This window comes from Clostridium kluyveri DSM 555, from assembly GCF_000016505.1.
In the GTDB taxonomy this organism is placed as follows: domain Bacteria; phylum Bacillota; class Clostridia; order Clostridiales; family Clostridiaceae; genus Clostridium_B; species Clostridium_B kluyveri.
In genome coordinates, this window is sequence record NC_009706.1 from 1208143 (window position 1) to 1226674 (window position 18532).

Below are 18532 nucleotides of genomic sequence, written 5' to 3' on the forward strand. Positions count from 1 at the left end.
GTGAATTTTATGAGCGAAAATATGGTGATGGGTATTATAAAAGATGCAATACAGACAGGACTTTTGATTTCTGCACCTATCTTAATAATTTCCATACTGGTAGGTCTTATAATAAGCATATTTCAGGCAACTACTCAGATACAAGAGCAGACTCTCACCTTTGTACCTAAGTTAATAGCCGTAGCGATAATAGGACTCCTTACTGGAAGTTGGATGCTTCACCAGATAGTAAGTTTTACTGAAAGAATTTTTACATATATAGCGAATATAACCCAATAAAGGATTAGAGGCAAAAAAACAAAAATATTTAAGCTTTAATTTTTTAAATTCAATACTATAAATTATATGGAGTGGGTAATTTGATAGATACTTTGTATTTTACAGCTTTAATACTTGTAACATTAAGAATATTTTGCTTTTTTACAATGATTCCTATATTTTTTCCAAATGGCACTCCTAATATAGTAAAAGTGGGATTGACTTTAGTTATAGCTTATATACTTTTACCAGGAATAGATTATTCTACTGTAAATACCATAAGTAGTACTATACCTTTTGTATATAATTGTATAAATGAGGCTGCGGCAGGATTGACATTAGGTTTTCTGGTAAGCTTGTGCTTTACTGCTTTTAGGATCGCAGGAAGTTATATGGATTTACAGGTAGGATTTTCTATGATGAGTATGTTCGATCCAAATTCTAGCAGTAATACTACTCTATTAGAACGGCTGATGTATTGGTTTTGCATGGTAGTTTTTCTTGCTGTAGATGGACATCATATGCTGATAAGATCTCTCATAGATAGTTTTGCTACTATAAAGCTGGGGAGTTTTTTTTTAGCACAGGGTTCTATTAATATTATAATAAAAGCGTTTATAATGTATTTTTCCATAGCTTTAAAAATAGCAATACCCATACTGCTTATAATTTTAATAGCGGATTTAACTATGTCTCTTATTGCAAGAACTGTTCCACAACTTAATATAATGATACTTGGACTTCCAATTAAAATATTAATAGGGCTTGGCTCCTTCTGTTTTGCACTTCCTATATTCTTAAAAATTATGGGAAATTCTTTTCAAGCCATACCAGACTCTATAAAGGGATTTTATAATGCACTGCCGCTGCTTATAATATTTGCCTCTGATGATAAGACAGAGGAAGCTACTCCTAGGAAAAAAAGTGATGCTAGAAAGAAAGGACAGATTCCAAAGAGTAAAGAAATAGCCCTGGCTCTCACTCTTCTGGCGTCTACACTGGTTATACTTGCCCTTGGGGGATATGTGGGCTCTCAAGTAAAAACTACTATGATAACATTTTTTAATAATTATCTGGTTATGTCTTTAGATTATGCCAGTGTCCAAAAAATAACTTTTATAACCCTTTGGAGATTAGCAATAATATTTTTACCTGTGGCTGTGCCTATACTTGTTATGGGGGTCCTAGCAAATTTTTTCCAAACCAGAGGACTTGTGACTTCTCATCCTTTAAAGCCGGATTTTTCAAAGTTAAATCCCATAAATGGATTTAAGAGAATGTTTTCCATGAGATCTGTAATGGAACTTTTGAAAAGTCTTTCTATAATAACCATAGTTGGAATTATAGGAGTGAAGTTTGTAAAGGATAATTATCTATATATAATGACTTTAAGCAGTTTGAATTTTGAAAGTATAGTAAAGGCCATTTCAAAGCTTACAGTAAACATATTTTTTAGAGTAGCTATGATAATGATAATTATAGCCATAATAGATTACATATTTCAAATTTTTCAATATAATAAAGATTTAAGAATGTCTAAGCAAGAGGTTAAAGAAGAATATAAACAGGATGAGGGAGATCCACAGATTAAAAGTAAAATAAAGCAAAAACAAAGGGAAATGGCTATGAGGAGAATGATGCAGGAAGTTCCAAAGGCTACAGTAGTAGTAACAAATCCTACTCATGTAGCTGTAGCGCTTAAATATGAAGAGAATCAAAATGCACCTGTAGTTTCGGCGAAAGGACAAGATTTAGTAGCTCTCAGAATAAAAAAAGTGGCCAAAGATTGTGATGTTCCTATAATTGAAAATCCACCTCTTGCAAGACTTATATACAAAGAGGTAGACCTGGATAAAGAGATTCCTATGGAGATGTATCAAGCAGTAGCAGAGGTATTGGCTTTGGTTTATAAGATGAGGTGATATTTTTGGAAGGAAGCAAAAGAAGATTTACTTTAAAGAACAATGTAGATATAATAATGGCTCTTGTAGTTATTATGATAGTGTTTATGATTATAATACCTATGCCGCCGGAACTTTTAGATATTCTTATGTCTTTTAATATAACATTATCTGTAATAATTATACTTTTAACCATGTTTACCACAGAAGTACTTCAATTTTCGGTATTTCCTACACTACTTTTAATTACAACTTTATTTAGATTAGCCCTCAATGTATCTTCTACAAGGCTTATATTAAAGGATGGTTATGCAGGAGAAGTTATAAATTCTTTTGGAAATTTTGTTGTAGGTGGAAATTATATTGTAGGAATAATTATATTTTTGATTATAGTAATTATACAGTTTATAGTAATAACCAACGGTGCCGGCAGAGTATCTGAAGTTTCAGCCAGATTTACACTGGATTCTATGCCTGGCAAGCAGATGAGTATTGATGCAGATTTGAATTCAGGATTGATTGATGAAAATGGTGCCAGAGCCAGAAGGTCCAAACTTCAGATGGAGGCAGATTTTTATGGAGCCATGGATGGTGCTTCTAAATTCGTAAAAGGTGATGCTATAGCAGGACTTGTAATTATGGTGGTAAATATAATAGCGGGAATAATAATTGGGGTTGTGGTAATGGGAATGGATATTGCAACATCAGCCCAGACCTATACCAAACTTACCATAGGTGATGGGTTAGTAACTCAAGTTCCAGCTCTTTTAATATCTACAGCCTCTGGTATACTTGTTACCCGTTCTGGAAGCAGTGAAAACTTTGGTACTTCTGCTATGAAACAGCTTACTGGATTTCCTAAAGTAATAGCTATGGCAGGAGCAGTTCTTCTATTTTTAGCAATTATACCAGGTCTTCCTCATCTGGCATTTTTTATATTGGCAATAGCTTGCAGCATAGCAGCTTATCTCCTATATAAAGATGAGAAAGAGCAGAATATGCAGCAGATTGAAATGGAAAATCAAGAAATGACTGAAATAGAAAATAAGGAACCAGAGAATGTAATGAATCTCATATCTGTAGAGCCTATGGAAGTAGAAATAGGGTATGGTTTAATACCACTTGCAGATGAGAGTTCAGGGGGAGATCTACTTCAAAGGATAACCTCGGTTAGAAGACAATGTGCCATTGAGATGGGAATAATAGTACAGCCTATTAGAATTAGAGATAATCTTCAGTTAAAGACCAATGATTATGTTATAAAAATAAGGGGTACTGTAATGGCTAGAGGAGAACTTATTCCAAATATGCTGTTATGCATGGATCCTACTAATTCCAATGTTGCTATTCAGGGTATAAGTACTGTGGAGCCCTCTTTTGGGCTACCGGCTACATGGATTAACAGAGATCAAAGGGAAGAAGCAGAAATTAAAGGATTGACGGTAGTAGATCCTACCACTGTTATGGTAACCCATTTAACAGAAACCATAAAAAATCACTCCTATGAATTACTTGGAAGACAGGAAGTTAAAATAATAGTGGATTCTGTAAAGGAAAAATATCCTACAGTGGTGGAAGAACTTATACCGGATTTACTTACAATAGGAGAAGTTCAGAAAGTACTTCAGAATCTCTTAAGAGAAAGGGTATCTATAAAGGACATGGTAACCATATTAGAGTCTCTGGCGGATAATTCAAGAAGCACGAAGGATATTGAGCTTCTAACAGAATATGTAAGATTCTCTTTGGGAAGAAGTATATGTAATTCTTTCATAGATGAAAATGGTGCTGTAGTAGTAGTTACTTTATCACAAGAATTAGAGAGTTTAATAGGCGGTAATATTCAGAAATCTATGCAGGGTTCTTTTCCTTCTGTAGATCCTGAAACTACAAATAAAATATTAAATTCTATAAAAAAAGTTCTGGATTCAGTTTATTTCTATGAAAATCAGCCTATAATATTGGTTTCGCCTAAAATAAGGGCACCTTTTAGAAAGTTAATTGAGATGGTATTTCAGTCTGTAAATGTGCTATCGTTAAATGAAATACCAAATGATGTGGAGATAAAGACTGAAGGAGTGATTTCAATATAATGATCATTAAAAGATATAAGGCCAATAACATGAACGAAGCTATTACTAGAATCAGATATGAGTTAGGTAATGAAGCTATAATTATAAGTCAGAGAAAGATTAGAAAAAGCGGAGTAATAGGTTTTTTTTCCAAAAGGATCTTAGAGGTTACTGCAGCTGTGGACAACAAAAAAGAAGAGGATAAAAAGAGACGCCATGATAATAAAGATGATATGAAACAGAGTGTTGAGGCTATAAAAAGAATAATAGATAATAAAATCAAAGATACAACTTTAGATGATAAAGCTGTACCAAATAATATTATAAAAAGTTCCAATACGCCTAGAGGATTTTATGAAAATAGTATAGTAGATAAAAATAATGATGCTATTATAAGAGAAGTACAACAGATGAAAAATATGTTAAATGAAGTAATACAAGGTTCTTACGGAAATATTGGAAGAAGCAAGCTTCAAATAAGACTTGAAAATAGTGACTTTAGCCATAGTGTAGTAAAGAAAATATTAAATAGTATAAATGCAATGGATGATGATAGAGAAGAAGAGGTAAAATTAAAAGAAGTAGTAAAAAGCATGATAAAAGTGGACAATAAAGAACTAGAACATGTGGTTGTCCTAGTAGGACCTACAGGAGTGGGTAAAACAACCACCATTGCAAAACTTGCTGGAAAACTTGTGCTTATTGAAAAGAAAAAAGTAGGTCTTATAACCATAGATACATATAGAATAGGAGCGGTAGAACAGCTTAGAACTTATGCGGATATAATGAATATACCTTTTCAGGTGATATTTTCCATGAAGGATATGGCAAAAGCTATAGATAACATGAAGAGCTGTGATATTATTTTAATAGATACTACAGGAAGAAGTAGTAAAAATGAAATGCAAATATCAGAGTTGAGGGCATTTATAGACAAGGTTCAGACCAGTAATGTACATTTAGTAATAAGTTGTACTACTAAAAATAAAGATATAGATGTAATAGTGAATGGATATAAGAAGCTAAATTACAGTGACATAATAATAACTAAGTTGGATGAGACATCAACTTATGGTTCTATATTGAATATATTACAATTAGCCAAAAAGCCTATAAGTTTTGTCACAACAGGACAAAATGTACCAGAAGATATAAAAATTATGGAGCCTGAAGAATTAGCAAAGCTTGTATTGGGAGAGGATATTATATGCTAGATCAAGCTGAACAATTGAGAAAATTAGCTCAGGTAGATAAACAATCCAAAGTGGACCTGGTATGTAATGCAAAACCCAGGATAATAGCAGTTGCTTCTGGTAAAGGAGGGGTTGGAAAAAGCAATTTTGTAGTGAATGTATCTATAGCTTTGCAAAAAATGCACAAAAAAGTTCTAATATTTGATGGGGATATGGGGATGGGCAATGATGATGTGCTTATGGGATTTTTACCTAAATATAATGTGTATGATGTAATCTTGGGGAATAAAACCATAGAAGAGGTTGTTATTAAAGGGCCTTTTGGAGTAAAACTGCTTCCAGGAGGAACTGGAATTTTAAAAATTGAAGGTATAACAAAAACTCAACGGGAGGATTTTATAAAAAAATTATCTTCTTTAAGTGATGTGGAGTATATAATATTAGATACAGGAGCTGGTATAAATAGAGATGTGTTGGCTTTTATAACTTGCTGCGAGGAGTTTATTACAATAACTACTCCAGAACCCACCTCACTTACAGATGCATATAGTTTGTTAAAAGCTGTAAACCACTTTAAATTGAAGGATAGAGCCAAGGTAATTATAAACAGAGTCATGGACATTAAAGAAGGAGAAAAAACTTTTAACAAATTTAACAGTGTAGTAAATAAGTTTTTGAGTATTGAACTTGAATATTTAGGGTATATATCAGATGATAAAAATCTTATACAAGCTGTTAGAAATCAAATTCCACTTTTAATAAACTATCCAAGTTCACAAGCTTCAAAAGATATAAATTTTATAGCAAATAAGCTTACAGGAATTAAAAATTTCGAATCAAAAGCTAGTGTTCAGAATTTATTTAAGAAAATTTTTAATATTTTTTCATAAAAAGATTAAAGCATACTATGACAGAATATAAGAAAAATGAAGGGAGATTAAAATTATGGCTTTGGCAAATGAATTAAATATAAAAGAAGAATTAGTTAAAAAATATCTTCCTCTAGTGAAATATATCGCGTCTAGAGTCATAATAGGGAAGACTAAATATATTGAATATGAAGATTTAGTCAGCTATGGAACTTTAGGCTTGATGGATGCCATAAATAAGTTTGATAAGGATAGGGGGATGAAATTTTCCACTTATGCTTCCATAAGAATAAAGGGCTCTATGATAGATGAACTAAGAAGAAATAGTCCTATTTCCAAAGGAGCTATGGACAAGCTTAATAGATATAATGCGGCGGTGGAATATCTTCAAGGAGAATTAGGCAGAGAACCTAATAGTGTTGAAATAGCAAGTAAGCTTGGGATATCTTTAAAAGAAATGATGGAAATTGAGAATTATATAAATTATATATCTATGGTTTCTTTAGAGGATCTGGTATTTTCCGATGAGGATAATATTCCTATTATGGGTACCATAGAAGATACTAAAAGTCCCAGTCCAGAAAGGAACTTGGAGGAGAAAGAAAAATTAAAATATTTAGCCAAAGCTTTAGAACTTTTAAATGAAAAAGATAATTTAGTACTTACTTTATATTATTATGAAGAGTTAACATTAAAAGAAATAGGTCATATTTTAAATGTATCTGAGTCTAGAGTATGTCAACTTCATAGTAGGGCAATAGTGCATTTGAGAAAAGCCATGGCAAAATTGAAATATATGTAAATTCATAATAAGTAATTAGTGTTTTAAAAGAGGAGTTAATATGAATTTAATTATACTGATGATTATAATGGGAATACTTCTTATAGTATTGAATTTAAATGCAGTGATTAAGGAAAAGAAATCTTTTCAACATCAATTAACTGTGAAACAAAATAACATGGAGGATTATAGAGCTGAAATTGCTAAGATAAAAAAAGAATTTTCAGAAACAATACTCAAACTTCATGAGGAAATAGAGAGTTTAAGATATGAAAGAAAAAATCCAGCTGCTGAAGTAATGCTTTATAATGGCAGAGGTCAAAAAATTACTGAAAATATTGGTTTGGATAATAATGAGGCAGATAATAATTCAAGATATAATCCGGTTGATATTTTAGAAAATAAAAATGGGGATATATACAATGAAAATATTATTGTAAAGCAGCCTGAAGAATATGAAGAATTCACCAGCGGCGGGCAGGAAAGAGAAACTGGCAATAATGTTAAAATCCATAAAATAAGAGAATTGCTTAAAGAAGGCATGTCTATAAATGAAGTGTCTGAAAAAACGGGCATTGATAAGGGGGAGGTTTTATTAATAAAAGAGTTATATACAGAATAAAATTAATTTTTGATTTTTTTAGCGATAGAAAAATATTAATAGGCATAGGCATAGGTATTCTAATAACTACATTTGTTATGAGTGGCGTAAAAATTCAATATGAAATGAGTAAAAGTCAAATTGAGGATAAGGCCCGTTCTATGGGAATGAAATATCCAGATGAAGTGAAGGTCATCAATAGTGGGGAGGAAAATAAATGATTAGAAGCTTTTATACAGCTGTATCTGGTATGATAGTTCAAGAGGCAAAGCAGGATGTAATAACAAATAATTTAGCTAATGTAAATACTGTTGGATTTAAACAGGACGACTTAAAAAGTACCCCATTTAATGAAGTACTTATACAGAATTATGATAAAGTAGTAAATGGAAAAAATGTAAGAAATGTAATAGGATCTATGACACTAGGAAGTAAAATAGATTCAGTGGATACAGGATTTACTCAAGGTACCATAGAGTCCACTGATATATCTACAGATTTTGCTATTGATGGTAGAGGATTTTTTACAGTTCGGAGAGAGGACGGAAATGAGTTTTACACAAGAGACGGACATTTTCATGTAAATACACAGGGAATACTGGTAGATGATTCTGGAAATACAGTTATAGGAAGAGATAATCAGACAGGAGCACTGGGTGCCATAAATGTAGGTAATGGAGATATAACTTCAGATGCTTATGGAAATATAAGTATAGATGGAAATGAAAGGTATAAAATATATACGGTAGATTTTAATGACTATAATGATTTAACCAAAGTTGGAGATAATTTATATACTGGAGAAAATGCAGCAGAGATAAATACAGTAGTAAGACAAAAATCACTGGAAAAATCCAATATAAATTTAGTAAATACAATGTCTGATTTAATAACCACTATGAGGACTTTTGAAACAGATCAAAAGGTAGTTCAGTCAATAGATGGAACTTTGGATAAATTAATAAATGAAGCGGGAAAAGTATAGAGTATATAAGAATTACTTTAGGAGGGATTTTCATGCTTAGAGCTATATGGAACAGTGCAAGTGCCATGAATGCCGAACAGGAAAAACTCAATAGTATATCTAACAATATGGCAAATGCAGAGACTGTTGGCTATAAAAGAGAGGTTGTAAATTTTCAGGATCTGGTATATGAAACTTTAGATAGGAATGGATATCCGGTCAATGATGAAGGGCAAAACACTATTAACGGTACGGGAGTTAGAACTACAAACTGGCTTAGAGATACTTTACAGGGCAGTCTTCAGGAAACAGGGTTAAAAGCAAATATGGCAATAGACGGAGAAGGATTTTTTAGAGTGACTCTTCAAAACGGTACTCAAGGCTATGAAAGAGCAGGAAATTTTAATGTGAATTCAATGGGAGAACTAGTGGATCCAGATGGAAACAGGTTGGAGGTAAATCTTACAGAAGAAGGAGTTAACTTGATAAATTCAGGGGTTTTACTTAATAATGATAATTTTACAGTAGATAAAAAGGGACAAATATATGTGAATGTAGATGATAATAGTGTATTGTATGGAAAGATAAATGTATATAATGCAGTAGGGCAGGATTCTATGTTATCCATTGGCGATAATCTATATTTGCCTGCAGAGAATGTTCAAGTCACTGAAAATCAAGATGCAAATATACTTCAGGGGTATTTAGAGCAATCCAATGTTGATTTGGGTAGGGAGATTACAGATATGATATTGGCTCAAAGAGCTTTTGCCTTGGGGGCAAAAGGGCTTACCACCGCTGATGAGATGTGGGGACTTATAAATAATATGAAAAGATAATTTTATGTAAACATATGTATTATATAAACATATAATGTATAGATGTAATATTTTCAGGAGGAGTTATATTATGTACAGGTGGCCAGATATGGAGCCGGATGAATATATGGACGAAAATGATTATATGTACGATGACATGGAGGATGATTATCAATACCCTATAGATATGCCTTATTATTATGAACCTGCTTTTTGTAAAATGTATCCTGTTTTTATGGGTGGTGTAAATCCATATATGAGATATATGTATCCGGCGAATTACATGCCTCAAATGCCCCCACCAATATATCCTTATTATGAGGGATATTCCATGCCTTATTACAGGCAGGATTTAAATGAGGAAGAAGATTTAAGAGAAGAAAGTATTAAAGAGGATAAATTGGAAAAAGAGGATGAAGCAGATGATTTAGAGTACTTAGAAGAGAATGTATTACCATATGATGAAAATTGTGATGTAAAGATGAGAACTGTAGATATGTCAGATATACGAGATTAAATATATAAAGGACCTGAAAAAGCATACTTTTTCAGGTCCTTTATATATTTTAAACTAAAAATTGCTTGATAATAAATTAAAAAATAATAAACAAATACATATAAATATATACAAACAGTTAAATTACAATGATATAATAATAAATAGCTTATTAGAAAAATTTTTAATGTTCTTTTATAATTTTTGTAAGGAGAAGAGGTAATATGAAATGCAAGGTTGAGTTTGTGATTAATAATAGAATTGAAATAGATGATGGCGGAGAAATATATAAAAGTAATATTCAGGATGTATCGGAAGATTATATAGGCATAAGTGTTCCTATATGTAATCATAAGTATATGTCTCTTCGAAAGGGAGATAAAGTGGAGGGAATATACTACGAAGGGAAAAATATATATAAATTTTTTACGGTGGTTATTGGGCGTAAAATAGAGAAAATACTTATAATAATGCTTAGAAAACCAGAAAAAATGGAACTTTTTCAAAGAAGAAATTTTGTAAGAGTGCCTTTGATAGTAGATATATTGTGTGCATTAATTCCTGTGGAAAAAAGTTTAAATAATTTAAATGATCAAGTAGAGGTATTTAAAGCATGTTCTTTGGATATGAGCGGTGGAGGAATGAAAATGATTGTAGATGCCAGTTTAAAAGATAAATTAAAACTGGGAGATAAAATTATGATAACACTTCCCCTTGAAAATAATAGATTAGATGTAAAGGGAAAACTGGTTAGAATTCATGAGAATAGGGAAAATAAAAAATTAATATGTGGAGTATCTTTTATAAACCTAGATAGATTAAGCAGGGAAAAGATAATAAGAGGACTATTTCAAATAATGAGAGAACATATGAAAAAAGGTGTAAAACAGGATTAAAGCATAATGCAGGTTATTATTAATAACCTGCAAGTTTTATATATTTGGTTTTTTAAGAAGACATTGCGGCAGTAAGAGGTGGTATAACTTGTTTTTTTCTTGATAAAATACCAGGTACATAAGCTCCATTATCTATTAAATTCACTCCAAAAGCCTTGGATACAATATCTTTTTGTGTACCTGCAGCTATGAGTTCAGAACCTTCCCTTAATAGATCCGTTACCATAAGTATTATAAGTCCGAATTCTTCTTCAGAAGATTTTAATTCCATAAAATCCAATACATCCTGCCTTATGCACTTGAATTCTTCAGCATCCATAATTTGAACCTGACCAACTCCTACTTTAACATCAGAAATATTAAAAGTTTTAAAATCTTCATTTAATATTTCTTGTGGAGTTTTTCCCTTAAGAGAAGAAGAAGCTTTGAACATTTCTTTTGCAAAAGCTTCAGGATTTATGCCAGCTATAGCAGATAGCCTTTTTAACATCATTTTATCTAAATCCGTAGAAGTTGGAGATTTAAATAATAAAGTATCTGAAATTATAGCAGCACAGAGAAGTCCGGCGGTTTTTTGAGAAGGCCTTATTCCGTTTTCAAAAAACCTTGAGGCTACTATAGTTCCTGTAGATCCTACAGGTTCATTTCTAAAGTATATAGGAGAACCAGTCTTTACATCACCTATTTTATGGTGATCCAGTATTTCTAGAATTTCTGCATCCTCCAGTCCCTGGACAGATTGAGCTTTTTCATTATGATCCACAAGTATTACTCTTTTTTTGTTCTGCGAGATTAAATGATATCTGGAAATATTTCCTATGACCTTATTTTCAGAGTCTACTACGGGATAACTTCTATATCTGGTTTTTAACATGACTTCTCTTACTTTATCTATAAAGTCATAAGTTTTAAAAGACAATATATCATCCTTTTTCATAACATATCCCACAGGAATACTTTGGGGAATCAACCTGGAAGTAGTAAAGGTATCAAAAGGAGTAACTATAATTGTACACTTCATTTCATCTGCCTTTTTTATGATGTCTTCATCTACTGTGTGGTTACCTGTTATTATCATAAGAGAAGCTTTGCAATTTAGTATTGCATCCTGTGCATCCTGTCTGTCACCGCATATTACTATGTCTCCTTCTTCTATCATAGCCGTCATGCTTTCAGGCTGCATGGCAGCAACTATAATTTTTCCGTTAAATGTGGAGTTTTCATCAAAGGTATTTAGACACTTAGCTGAAAGAGTATCCAATATGTTCTCAAGAGTGGTACCACTTTTTTCTATTATATTGGCATTCCATATATCCATATAATAAGAGGTCACATTTGATTGAGATGCAATTCCTATTAACCTATCCTCTTCATCCACAACAGGAAGAGTCTTTACGCTGGTCTTACTTATCATGGACCATGCGGTTTTTAAAGAGGTCTGTGGAGAGATAGGGTTTACACTATCGATATCTAAATCTGAAATCTGAGCTTTAACATTTGTCATTAACCTTTGGGGCTTTACGTTAAAATAATCTAGAACAAACTGAGTTTCTTTATTTATATCTCCCAATCTTATGGGAATTGCGTTTAAACCTGTTTTATTTTTAAATTCTGCATAAGCTATGGAAGAGCATATGGAATCCGTATCTGGATTACTATGTCCCGTGATGTATATAATGTCGTTCATAAATTTTTCCTCCTAAATATAAAAAACAAATAGAATATTATCCAAAGGCTGTAATATATAACCCTTAGAATCATTTGATTGGTATATAAACAATAATATTATAGCAAAACTCTAATTAATTATCTACATGCAATAGTAACAGCATTCATATAAATAGAGATTATTCTGTCATAATATAAGCTGAAAAGGGCATATATTAGTTGTATAAAATAAATATCCTGGAGGGATAGAATTGGTAGATGAGAGAGAATTAGAAAATGGATTAACTCAAGGGGAAGCAGAGAGAAGACTTAAAAAGTATGGTGCTAATTTACTAGAAAATAAAAAGAGAATATCCCCAGTAAAAATATTTCTTTCCCAGTTTAATGATTTCATAACATGGATTCTTATAGTAGCTACTATAATATCTGGATTTATAGGGGAGAGGGCAGATGCTGTAACTATACTTATTATTGTAATTATGAATGCCATATTAGGATTTGCTCAGGAATTTAAAACGGAGAAATCTCTGGAGGCATTGAAAGAATTGGCATCTCCCACATCAAAAGTGATTAGAAGTGGTAAATTAAAGGTTATAAATGCTAGAGAATTGGTTATAGGAGATGTAGTACTTCTGGAAACAGGAGACAAGATACCTGCAGATTGTATTCTAATGTCTGAAGGTAATTTTATGGTAGATGAATCTATTTTAACTGGAGAATCTTTAGGGGTAGAAAAAAGTACTTCAGGAAAAAATAATTCTATATACATGGGCACCATAGTTGTAAAAGGCAAAGGGAAAGCAAAAGTAGTGGCAACCGGTATGGATACAGAAATGGGAAAGATAGCAGGTATGCTACAGAATATTGAAAAGGAGAAATCCCCTCTTAAAGAAAAACTCTCTTCTTTGGGAAAAGTATTAGTTGTAATATGTATTGTAATATGTATTATGGTAACTTTAACTGGTATGTGGAGGGGACAGGATAAATATCAGATGTTTCTGGTAGGAGTGAGTTTAGCAGTAGCTGCTATTCCAGAGGGGCTTACAGCTATAGTTACAGTTGCACTTGCCCTTGGAGTATCTAGGATGCTAAAAAGAAATGCTTTAGTCAGAAAGCTGCCTGCTGTTGAGACATTAGGGTGTACTTCTATAATATGTAGTGACAAGACGGGGACTCTTACTGAAAATAAAATGACTGTTAAGGCTTTATACTTTAATGGAAAAATACACAAATTAGAAAAGATGAGCTTGCCAGAGAATATTCTTATGAAAAAAGCTTTTACATATTGTAATGACTCTAATTTTGATCCTAAGAAAAAAAAGGTCTCGGAGGCACTTATGGGAGATCCTACGGAAACGGCTCTTATAAAAGCTTTTTTTAAAGAAAGTAAATCTTTGAAGGATTTTTTGGATAAAGGCAGTAGGATTTATGACATCCCTTTTGATTCAGATAGAAAAATGATGTCTGTTATAATGAAGGAGGGCTTGAAAAAGGTATGCTATGTAAAAGGAGCACCAGAAAGAGTAATAAATAAATGTAAATATATATTAGACAGAGGACAGGTAAAACTTTTTACAGCTATTGAAAAAAACAAGGCTTTAAAGTCAGTGGAAAATATGTCCTTTGATGCACTTAGATGTATAGCATGTGCTTATAAGGATAAAGAAGTTTATGCCAATAAGTCTCTTGAGAATAATTTGATCTTTATAGGAGTAGCAGGAATCATAGACCCTCCTAGAAGTGAAGTAAAAGATGCTGTGTTAAAATGCAAACTGGCGGGTATAAGACCTGTTATGATAACAGGAGATCATAAAAATACGGCTTTTGCCATAGGAAAAGAATTAAATATATGTAAAAGCCAAAGTGAGGTTATAACAGGAGAAGAATTAGACAAGCTAAATGATAAACAGCTTTCAGGCCGAGTAAATGATATATCTATATTTGCAAGAGTTAACCCGGGTCATAAGTTAAGAATAGTTAAAGCATTTAAATCCAAAAACAATATTGTGGCAATGACAGGAGACGGGGTAAATGATGCTCCAGCTGTCAAGGAGGCAGATATAGGAATTTGTATGGGCATATCTGGAACAGATGTAACTAAAGAGGCATCTTCTATGATACTATTGGACGATAATTTCAAAACTATAGTATCTGCAGTGGAAGAGGGCAGGGTAATTTATAATAATATAAGAAAGTTTATACGATATTTGCTGTCCTGTAATTTAGGGGAAGTTTTGACTATGTTTTTAACTTCTTTATTTTATTTAGATACTCCGCTGCTTCCTATACAAATATTACTGGTGAATTTGGCTACAGATGGACTTCCTGCCATAGCCCTTGGGGTAGATCCACCTCAGGGTGATATAATGAAGGATAAACCAAGAGCTAAAGATGAAAGCATATTTGCAAGGGGACTTAGTGAAAAGATAATTGTAAGAGGGGCATTGATCGGAGTTTGTACGGTACTTGCCTTTGTAGTAGGTCTTTATTTAGGATTTGGACTTAAAACATCAAGAACTATAGCTCTTTGTACTCTTATAATATCACAACTTATACATGTATTTGAATGCAGATCAGAAAAACACTCTTTATTTGAGATAAGCTTATTTACAAATATTTATCTTTTAGGTGCGGTAGCTACATCTATTTTTATGCTCTTGTGTATACTCTATGTACCATTTCTTCAGGGAGTATTTCATACGTCACCATTAGGCATTGCACAATGGTTTATAGTTTTATTCTTTTCTGGCATAATCGCATTTATTAATGGTATATATTTATACTTTAAATAATATTTAAATAATAAATGCAGGAATTGTTTTTTGCAATTCCTGCATCCATTATTTAAATCTCTTTATTTTTTGTACTTTAGGCATTTTGCCTTCTATAGGTATTAAGTCTTTTTTGGAAGTAATATTCCTTATGTTTATAAGGTCTAAACTTTCTCTGTTTCCCTTTCCTCTTTTCCCCTTAAGACCTTGAACCAAAACCAAATTTCCCTGATTTATAGATATAAATTCCGGTTTTTTAAACCACTTTTTTCTGATATAAGAACACTTTACTATATTTTTACTTCTTTCAGGTCTGACTAAGAGAGTTACTGTTAATTTATTAAATATCCATAGTATAGTTTTTCTGGTTATTTTAATAGATACCACAGTACCTTGTACTTGAGTCAATCTATCTCCATATTTTTTTAGATAGGATTTTGTATAGTATTGTGCAATCTTCTCTTTAAAACTCATATAATATTAACCCCTTTACTACTTTATTTTTATCCTAAGGCTGTAAGTAGCTAATACTCTCATCTTTTTTAAAGTTGGGAGATAAGCACTGCTGCTTTCCTTTATAAATTCTTCTAATATTTAGATGGAAAAAAGTAGTTGCTATGAGCAAACTCCATTTTAAACTTCTGAAACACTTCATAGCAAATTCTACTTGAATATAAGAATAATTTGATATTAAGGCCAAATATTCAACGAAAATAACAGACAAAATTTTATTATATTATATCATAGTTATGTATATTTTTAAAATATAACTGTTTATTCTTAATTATAGTTTCCACATTAGTTTTATATATACTTATTTCTCATTTTCGTTCCTAAATAAGTTTTTAGGAATATTATTATATTAAGTAGCTAAAAAAGGGGGAAGAGATATGGATAGGGAGTTGTCTAAAGAAAAAATTATATATAATTTTAAATTATATGATATTGACTTTGCACATCAAGATAAACATGATATAAGTAAAACATTTAAATTTATACCTGAATATAAAGAAGTATATGAAAAGATTAACATGGCATTAAAAATAAATAAAGAAGGATACAATATATATCTTATAGATGATTTTTCTAGAGATAAACTTGAGAATATTATAGAATTTATAAAAAGTACCATGGAAAATAAAAATCCCTTGAAAGATATATGTTATGTGGTAGTAAAAGATGTGAAAAAACCTAAAGTATTATTTTTAACTGCAGGTAAGGGCAGAGAATTGAAAGTTATGCTGAGAAAGGTGCAGAAGAAGTACTTTGAATGTACCTATGAATTTTATAATGGTTCTTCCCACAGGGAAAAAGAAATTCTGGTAGAAGAACTTCAGAAAGAAAGAAGTAAATTGATAAATAAAATTTTAGAAATATCTAATAAAGAAGGATTTACCTTAAAAATCAATGAAAATGGCTTTAATTTCATTCCTTTAAAACAGAATGGAGAAATGATGAACGAAAATGAATATGAAATGCTGGGAATGAAAGAAAAAGAAAATATAATAGACAAAGTAAATATACTAAAAAATAGTTCAGAAGAAATACTTGATAAATTAAAGAATATAGAACTTGACCAAATTGAAAAAATTAAATTTATTATAAATAGCTATTATGAGAAAGAAACGGAAGACATAAAAAAAGAGTATTTAAAATTATTTAAAGAAGACAATGAAGCTTTAGAATTTCTGAATCAGGCATGCAGTAATATAGAAAATGAAATAAAGGATATATATTCTATAAGCTATGAAGATGATAAAGAGAATATATCCAGGATAATTTATAGATATTCTGTAAATGTTCTTGTGGATAATAGTGAAAATAAAGAACCTCCTATAATTTTTGAAGAAGATCCAAATGTGAATAATTTACTTGGAAGTGTGGAATATGAAAATATAAATGGAACCTATACTACAGGGGTAAATCTCATAAGACCAGGGTCTCTTTTAAAGGCAAATGGAGGCTGCTTAATACTTAGGGTAAGCAGCCTTTTAAATAATAAATCAGCTTATTACTATTTTAAAAAATCTATTATAAGCGGTAAAATTGATTTAAACTATGATAGAGGATATTTGGAACTATTGTCTTTAAGCGGGTTAAAACCAGAACCTATAAAATTTAGTGAAAAAATAATACTCATAGGAGATTATAATACCTATGATTTATTATATAGTTATGATGAAGACTTTAAAAAGATATTTAAAATCAGAGTAGAATATAATGCCCTTTTAAATATCAATAAAGAAACAAAAATATCTTTTCTAGGAAAAGTATTTTCCATATGCAGGAGTAATAAACTTCATGACGTAGATGAAGAGGGTATAAAAGAGTTGGCAAAATTTTTGTCAAGAAAAGCTGAGGACAGAGATAAGTTGTTTATGGATGATTATGAGTTGGAAAGAATTTTAATGATTTCAGATAATAGGGTGATAAAAGATGGAAGAAAAATTATAACTGGAACAGATATTATAAATACGGCATATGAAGAGGAATTAATAGAGAAAAGAATGATGGATATGTATAAGGGAGGACAGATATTTATAGATGTAACCGGAAAAGTAGTAGGTCAGATAAATGGTCTGTCCGTCATTAATACAGGATATTTTAATTTTGGTAAACCTATAAAAATAACATGTACTTGTTTAAAGGGTAATGGAGATGTTATAGATGTACAAAAGGAAAGTGACTTAAGTGGTAAAATTCACAATAAGGCTATAAATATTCTTAAAGGATATATAAAAAGGCTAACGGGAGGGTATGATAAGTGTTCTGTAGATTTTTATTTAAGCTTCGAGCAAGTATATGGACAAATAGATGGGGATAGTGCTTCTGTAGCTGAAGTAATAAGTATGATATCTTCACTTTCTAAAATAGGAATAAGACAAAATATAGCGGTAACGGGATCCATAAATCAGTTTGGAGAAATACAGCCTATAGGAGGGGTAAATGAAAAAATAGAGGGATTTTTTAAAATATGCAAAATACTGGGAGGAACCAAAGGCAAGGGAGTGCTTATTCCAAATTCCAATATTAAAAGTCTGGCCTTAAAAAATCCTGTGGAAAAAGAAGTAGAAAAGGGTAATTTTCATATTTATTGTATGTCTAATTTGAAAGATGCAGTGGAAATTCTAATGGAAAGAGATTATAACACTGTAATTCATACAGCCAAAAGAGAACTAAAAAAATATTCTTCAAATAGATAAAAATATGTGTGAAATATAATTGACAATGTACGCATGTTCAT

Annotated in this window: 16 protein-coding genes; 14 read left to right on the forward strand and 2 right to left on the reverse strand. The window is 31.4% G+C overall.

Features of this window, described 5'->3' with window-relative positions; genetic code table 11:
• Positions 1-9 precede the first annotated feature (9 nt).
• The 12 genes from fliQ (at position 10) to CKL_RS05780 (ending at position 10849) form a co-directional block, all read left to right on the forward strand.
• Positions 10-279 carry a flagellar biosynthesis protein FliQ gene (gene fliQ, locus CKL_RS05730; protein WP_012101546.1) on the forward strand — a complete coding sequence of 90 codons (270 nt, stop codon included), beginning with the start codon at positions 10-12 and terminating at the stop codon, positions 277-279.
• A gap of 80 nt (positions 280-359) precedes the next feature.
• A complete protein-coding gene (locus CKL_RS05735) occupies positions 360-2180 on the forward strand; it encodes a fused FliR family export protein/FlhB family type III secretion system protein (protein WP_012101547.1) in 1821 nt (606 codons plus the stop codon).
• Between the two features lie 56 nt (positions 2181-2236).
• A complete protein-coding gene (gene flhA, locus CKL_RS05740) occupies positions 2237-4252 on the forward strand; it encodes a flagellar biosynthesis protein FlhA (RefSeq protein ID WP_423200915.1) in 2016 nt (671 codons plus the stop codon).
• Positions 4252-5445 carry a flagellar biosynthesis GTPase FlhF gene (gene flhF / locus CKL_RS05745; protein WP_012101549.1) on the forward strand — a complete coding sequence of 398 codons (1194 nt, stop codon included), beginning with the start codon at positions 4252-4254 and terminating at the stop codon, positions 5443-5445. Before flhA ends, flhF begins: the two co-directional genes overlap by 1 nt.
• Complete coding sequence (locus CKL_RS05750) at positions 5439-6314, forward strand: MinD/ParA family protein (protein ID WP_012101550.1); 876 nt, start codon at positions 5439-5441, stop codon at positions 6312-6314. Before flhF ends, CKL_RS05750 begins: the two co-directional genes overlap by 7 nt.
• A 55-nt stretch (positions 6315-6369) precedes the next feature.
• On the forward strand, positions 6370-7095 hold the full coding sequence (locus tag CKL_RS05755; RefSeq protein ID WP_012101551.1) for a FliA/WhiG family RNA polymerase sigma factor: 726 nt from the start codon (positions 6370-6372) through the stop codon (positions 7093-7095).
• 40 nt (positions 7096-7135) lie between these two features.
• Positions 7136-7696, forward strand: coding sequence for a hypothetical protein (locus CKL_RS05760; protein ID WP_012101552.1), 561 nt, complete (start codon positions 7136-7138; stop codon positions 7694-7696).
• 77 nt (positions 7697-7773) lie between these two features.
• Positions 7774-7896, forward strand: coding sequence for a hypothetical protein (locus CKL_RS21500; protein ID WP_278184435.1), 123 nt, complete (start codon positions 7774-7776; stop codon positions 7894-7896).
• Entirely contained in the window at positions 7893-8660 is a 768-nt protein-coding gene (locus tag CKL_RS05765; protein ID WP_012101553.1) for a flagellar basal-body rod protein FlgG, read from the forward strand. Before CKL_RS21500 ends, CKL_RS05765 begins: the two co-directional genes overlap by 4 nt.
• 32 nt (positions 8661-8692) lie before the next feature.
• Positions 8693-9478 carry a flagellar basal-body rod protein FlgG gene (locus CKL_RS05770; RefSeq protein ID WP_012101554.1) on the forward strand — a complete coding sequence of 262 codons (786 nt, stop codon included), beginning with the start codon at positions 8693-8695 and terminating at the stop codon, positions 9476-9478.
• Between the two features lie 70 nt (positions 9479-9548).
• A complete protein-coding gene (locus tag CKL_RS05775; protein ID WP_012101555.1) occupies positions 9549-9974 on the forward strand; it encodes a hypothetical protein in 426 nt (141 codons plus the stop codon).
• Positions 9975-10177: 203 nt separating this feature from the next.
• On the forward strand, positions 10178-10849 hold the full coding sequence (locus CKL_RS05780) for a flagellar brake protein (protein WP_012101556.1): 672 nt from the start codon (positions 10178-10180) through the stop codon (positions 10847-10849).
• A 52-nt stretch (positions 10850-10901) separates the two neighbouring features.
• On the opposite strand, the gene CKL_RS05785 is transcribed toward CKL_RS05780, so the two are convergent.
• Positions 10902-12536: a putative manganese-dependent inorganic diphosphatase gene (locus CKL_RS05785; protein WP_012101557.1), complete on the reverse strand. Its 1635-nt coding sequence runs from the start codon at positions 12534-12536 to the stop codon at positions 10902-10904.
• A gap of 232 nt (positions 12537-12768) precedes the next feature.
• Between CKL_RS05785 and CKL_RS05790 the strand changes: the two genes are divergently transcribed.
• Positions 12769-15309, forward strand: a complete 2541-nt coding sequence (locus CKL_RS05790) for a calcium-translocating P-type ATPase, PMCA-type (RefSeq protein ID WP_012101558.1) — start codon at positions 12769-12771, stop codon at positions 15307-15309.
• A 48-nt stretch (positions 15310-15357) separates the two neighbouring features.
• On the opposite strand, the gene CKL_RS05795 is transcribed toward CKL_RS05790, so the two are convergent.
• The gene (locus CKL_RS05795; RefSeq protein ID WP_012101559.1) at positions 15358-15762 is read right to left on the reverse strand and encodes a hypothetical protein; all 405 of its coding nucleotides are present in this window, start codon (positions 15760-15762) and stop codon (positions 15358-15360) included.
• Between the two features lie 416 nt (positions 15763-16178).
• On the opposite strand from CKL_RS05795, the gene CKL_RS05800 reads away from it, so the two are divergent.
• Entirely contained in the window at positions 16179-18491 is a 2313-nt protein-coding gene (locus CKL_RS05800; RefSeq protein WP_012101560.1) for an AAA family ATPase, read from the forward strand.
• Positions 18492-18532 lie beyond the last annotated feature (41 nt).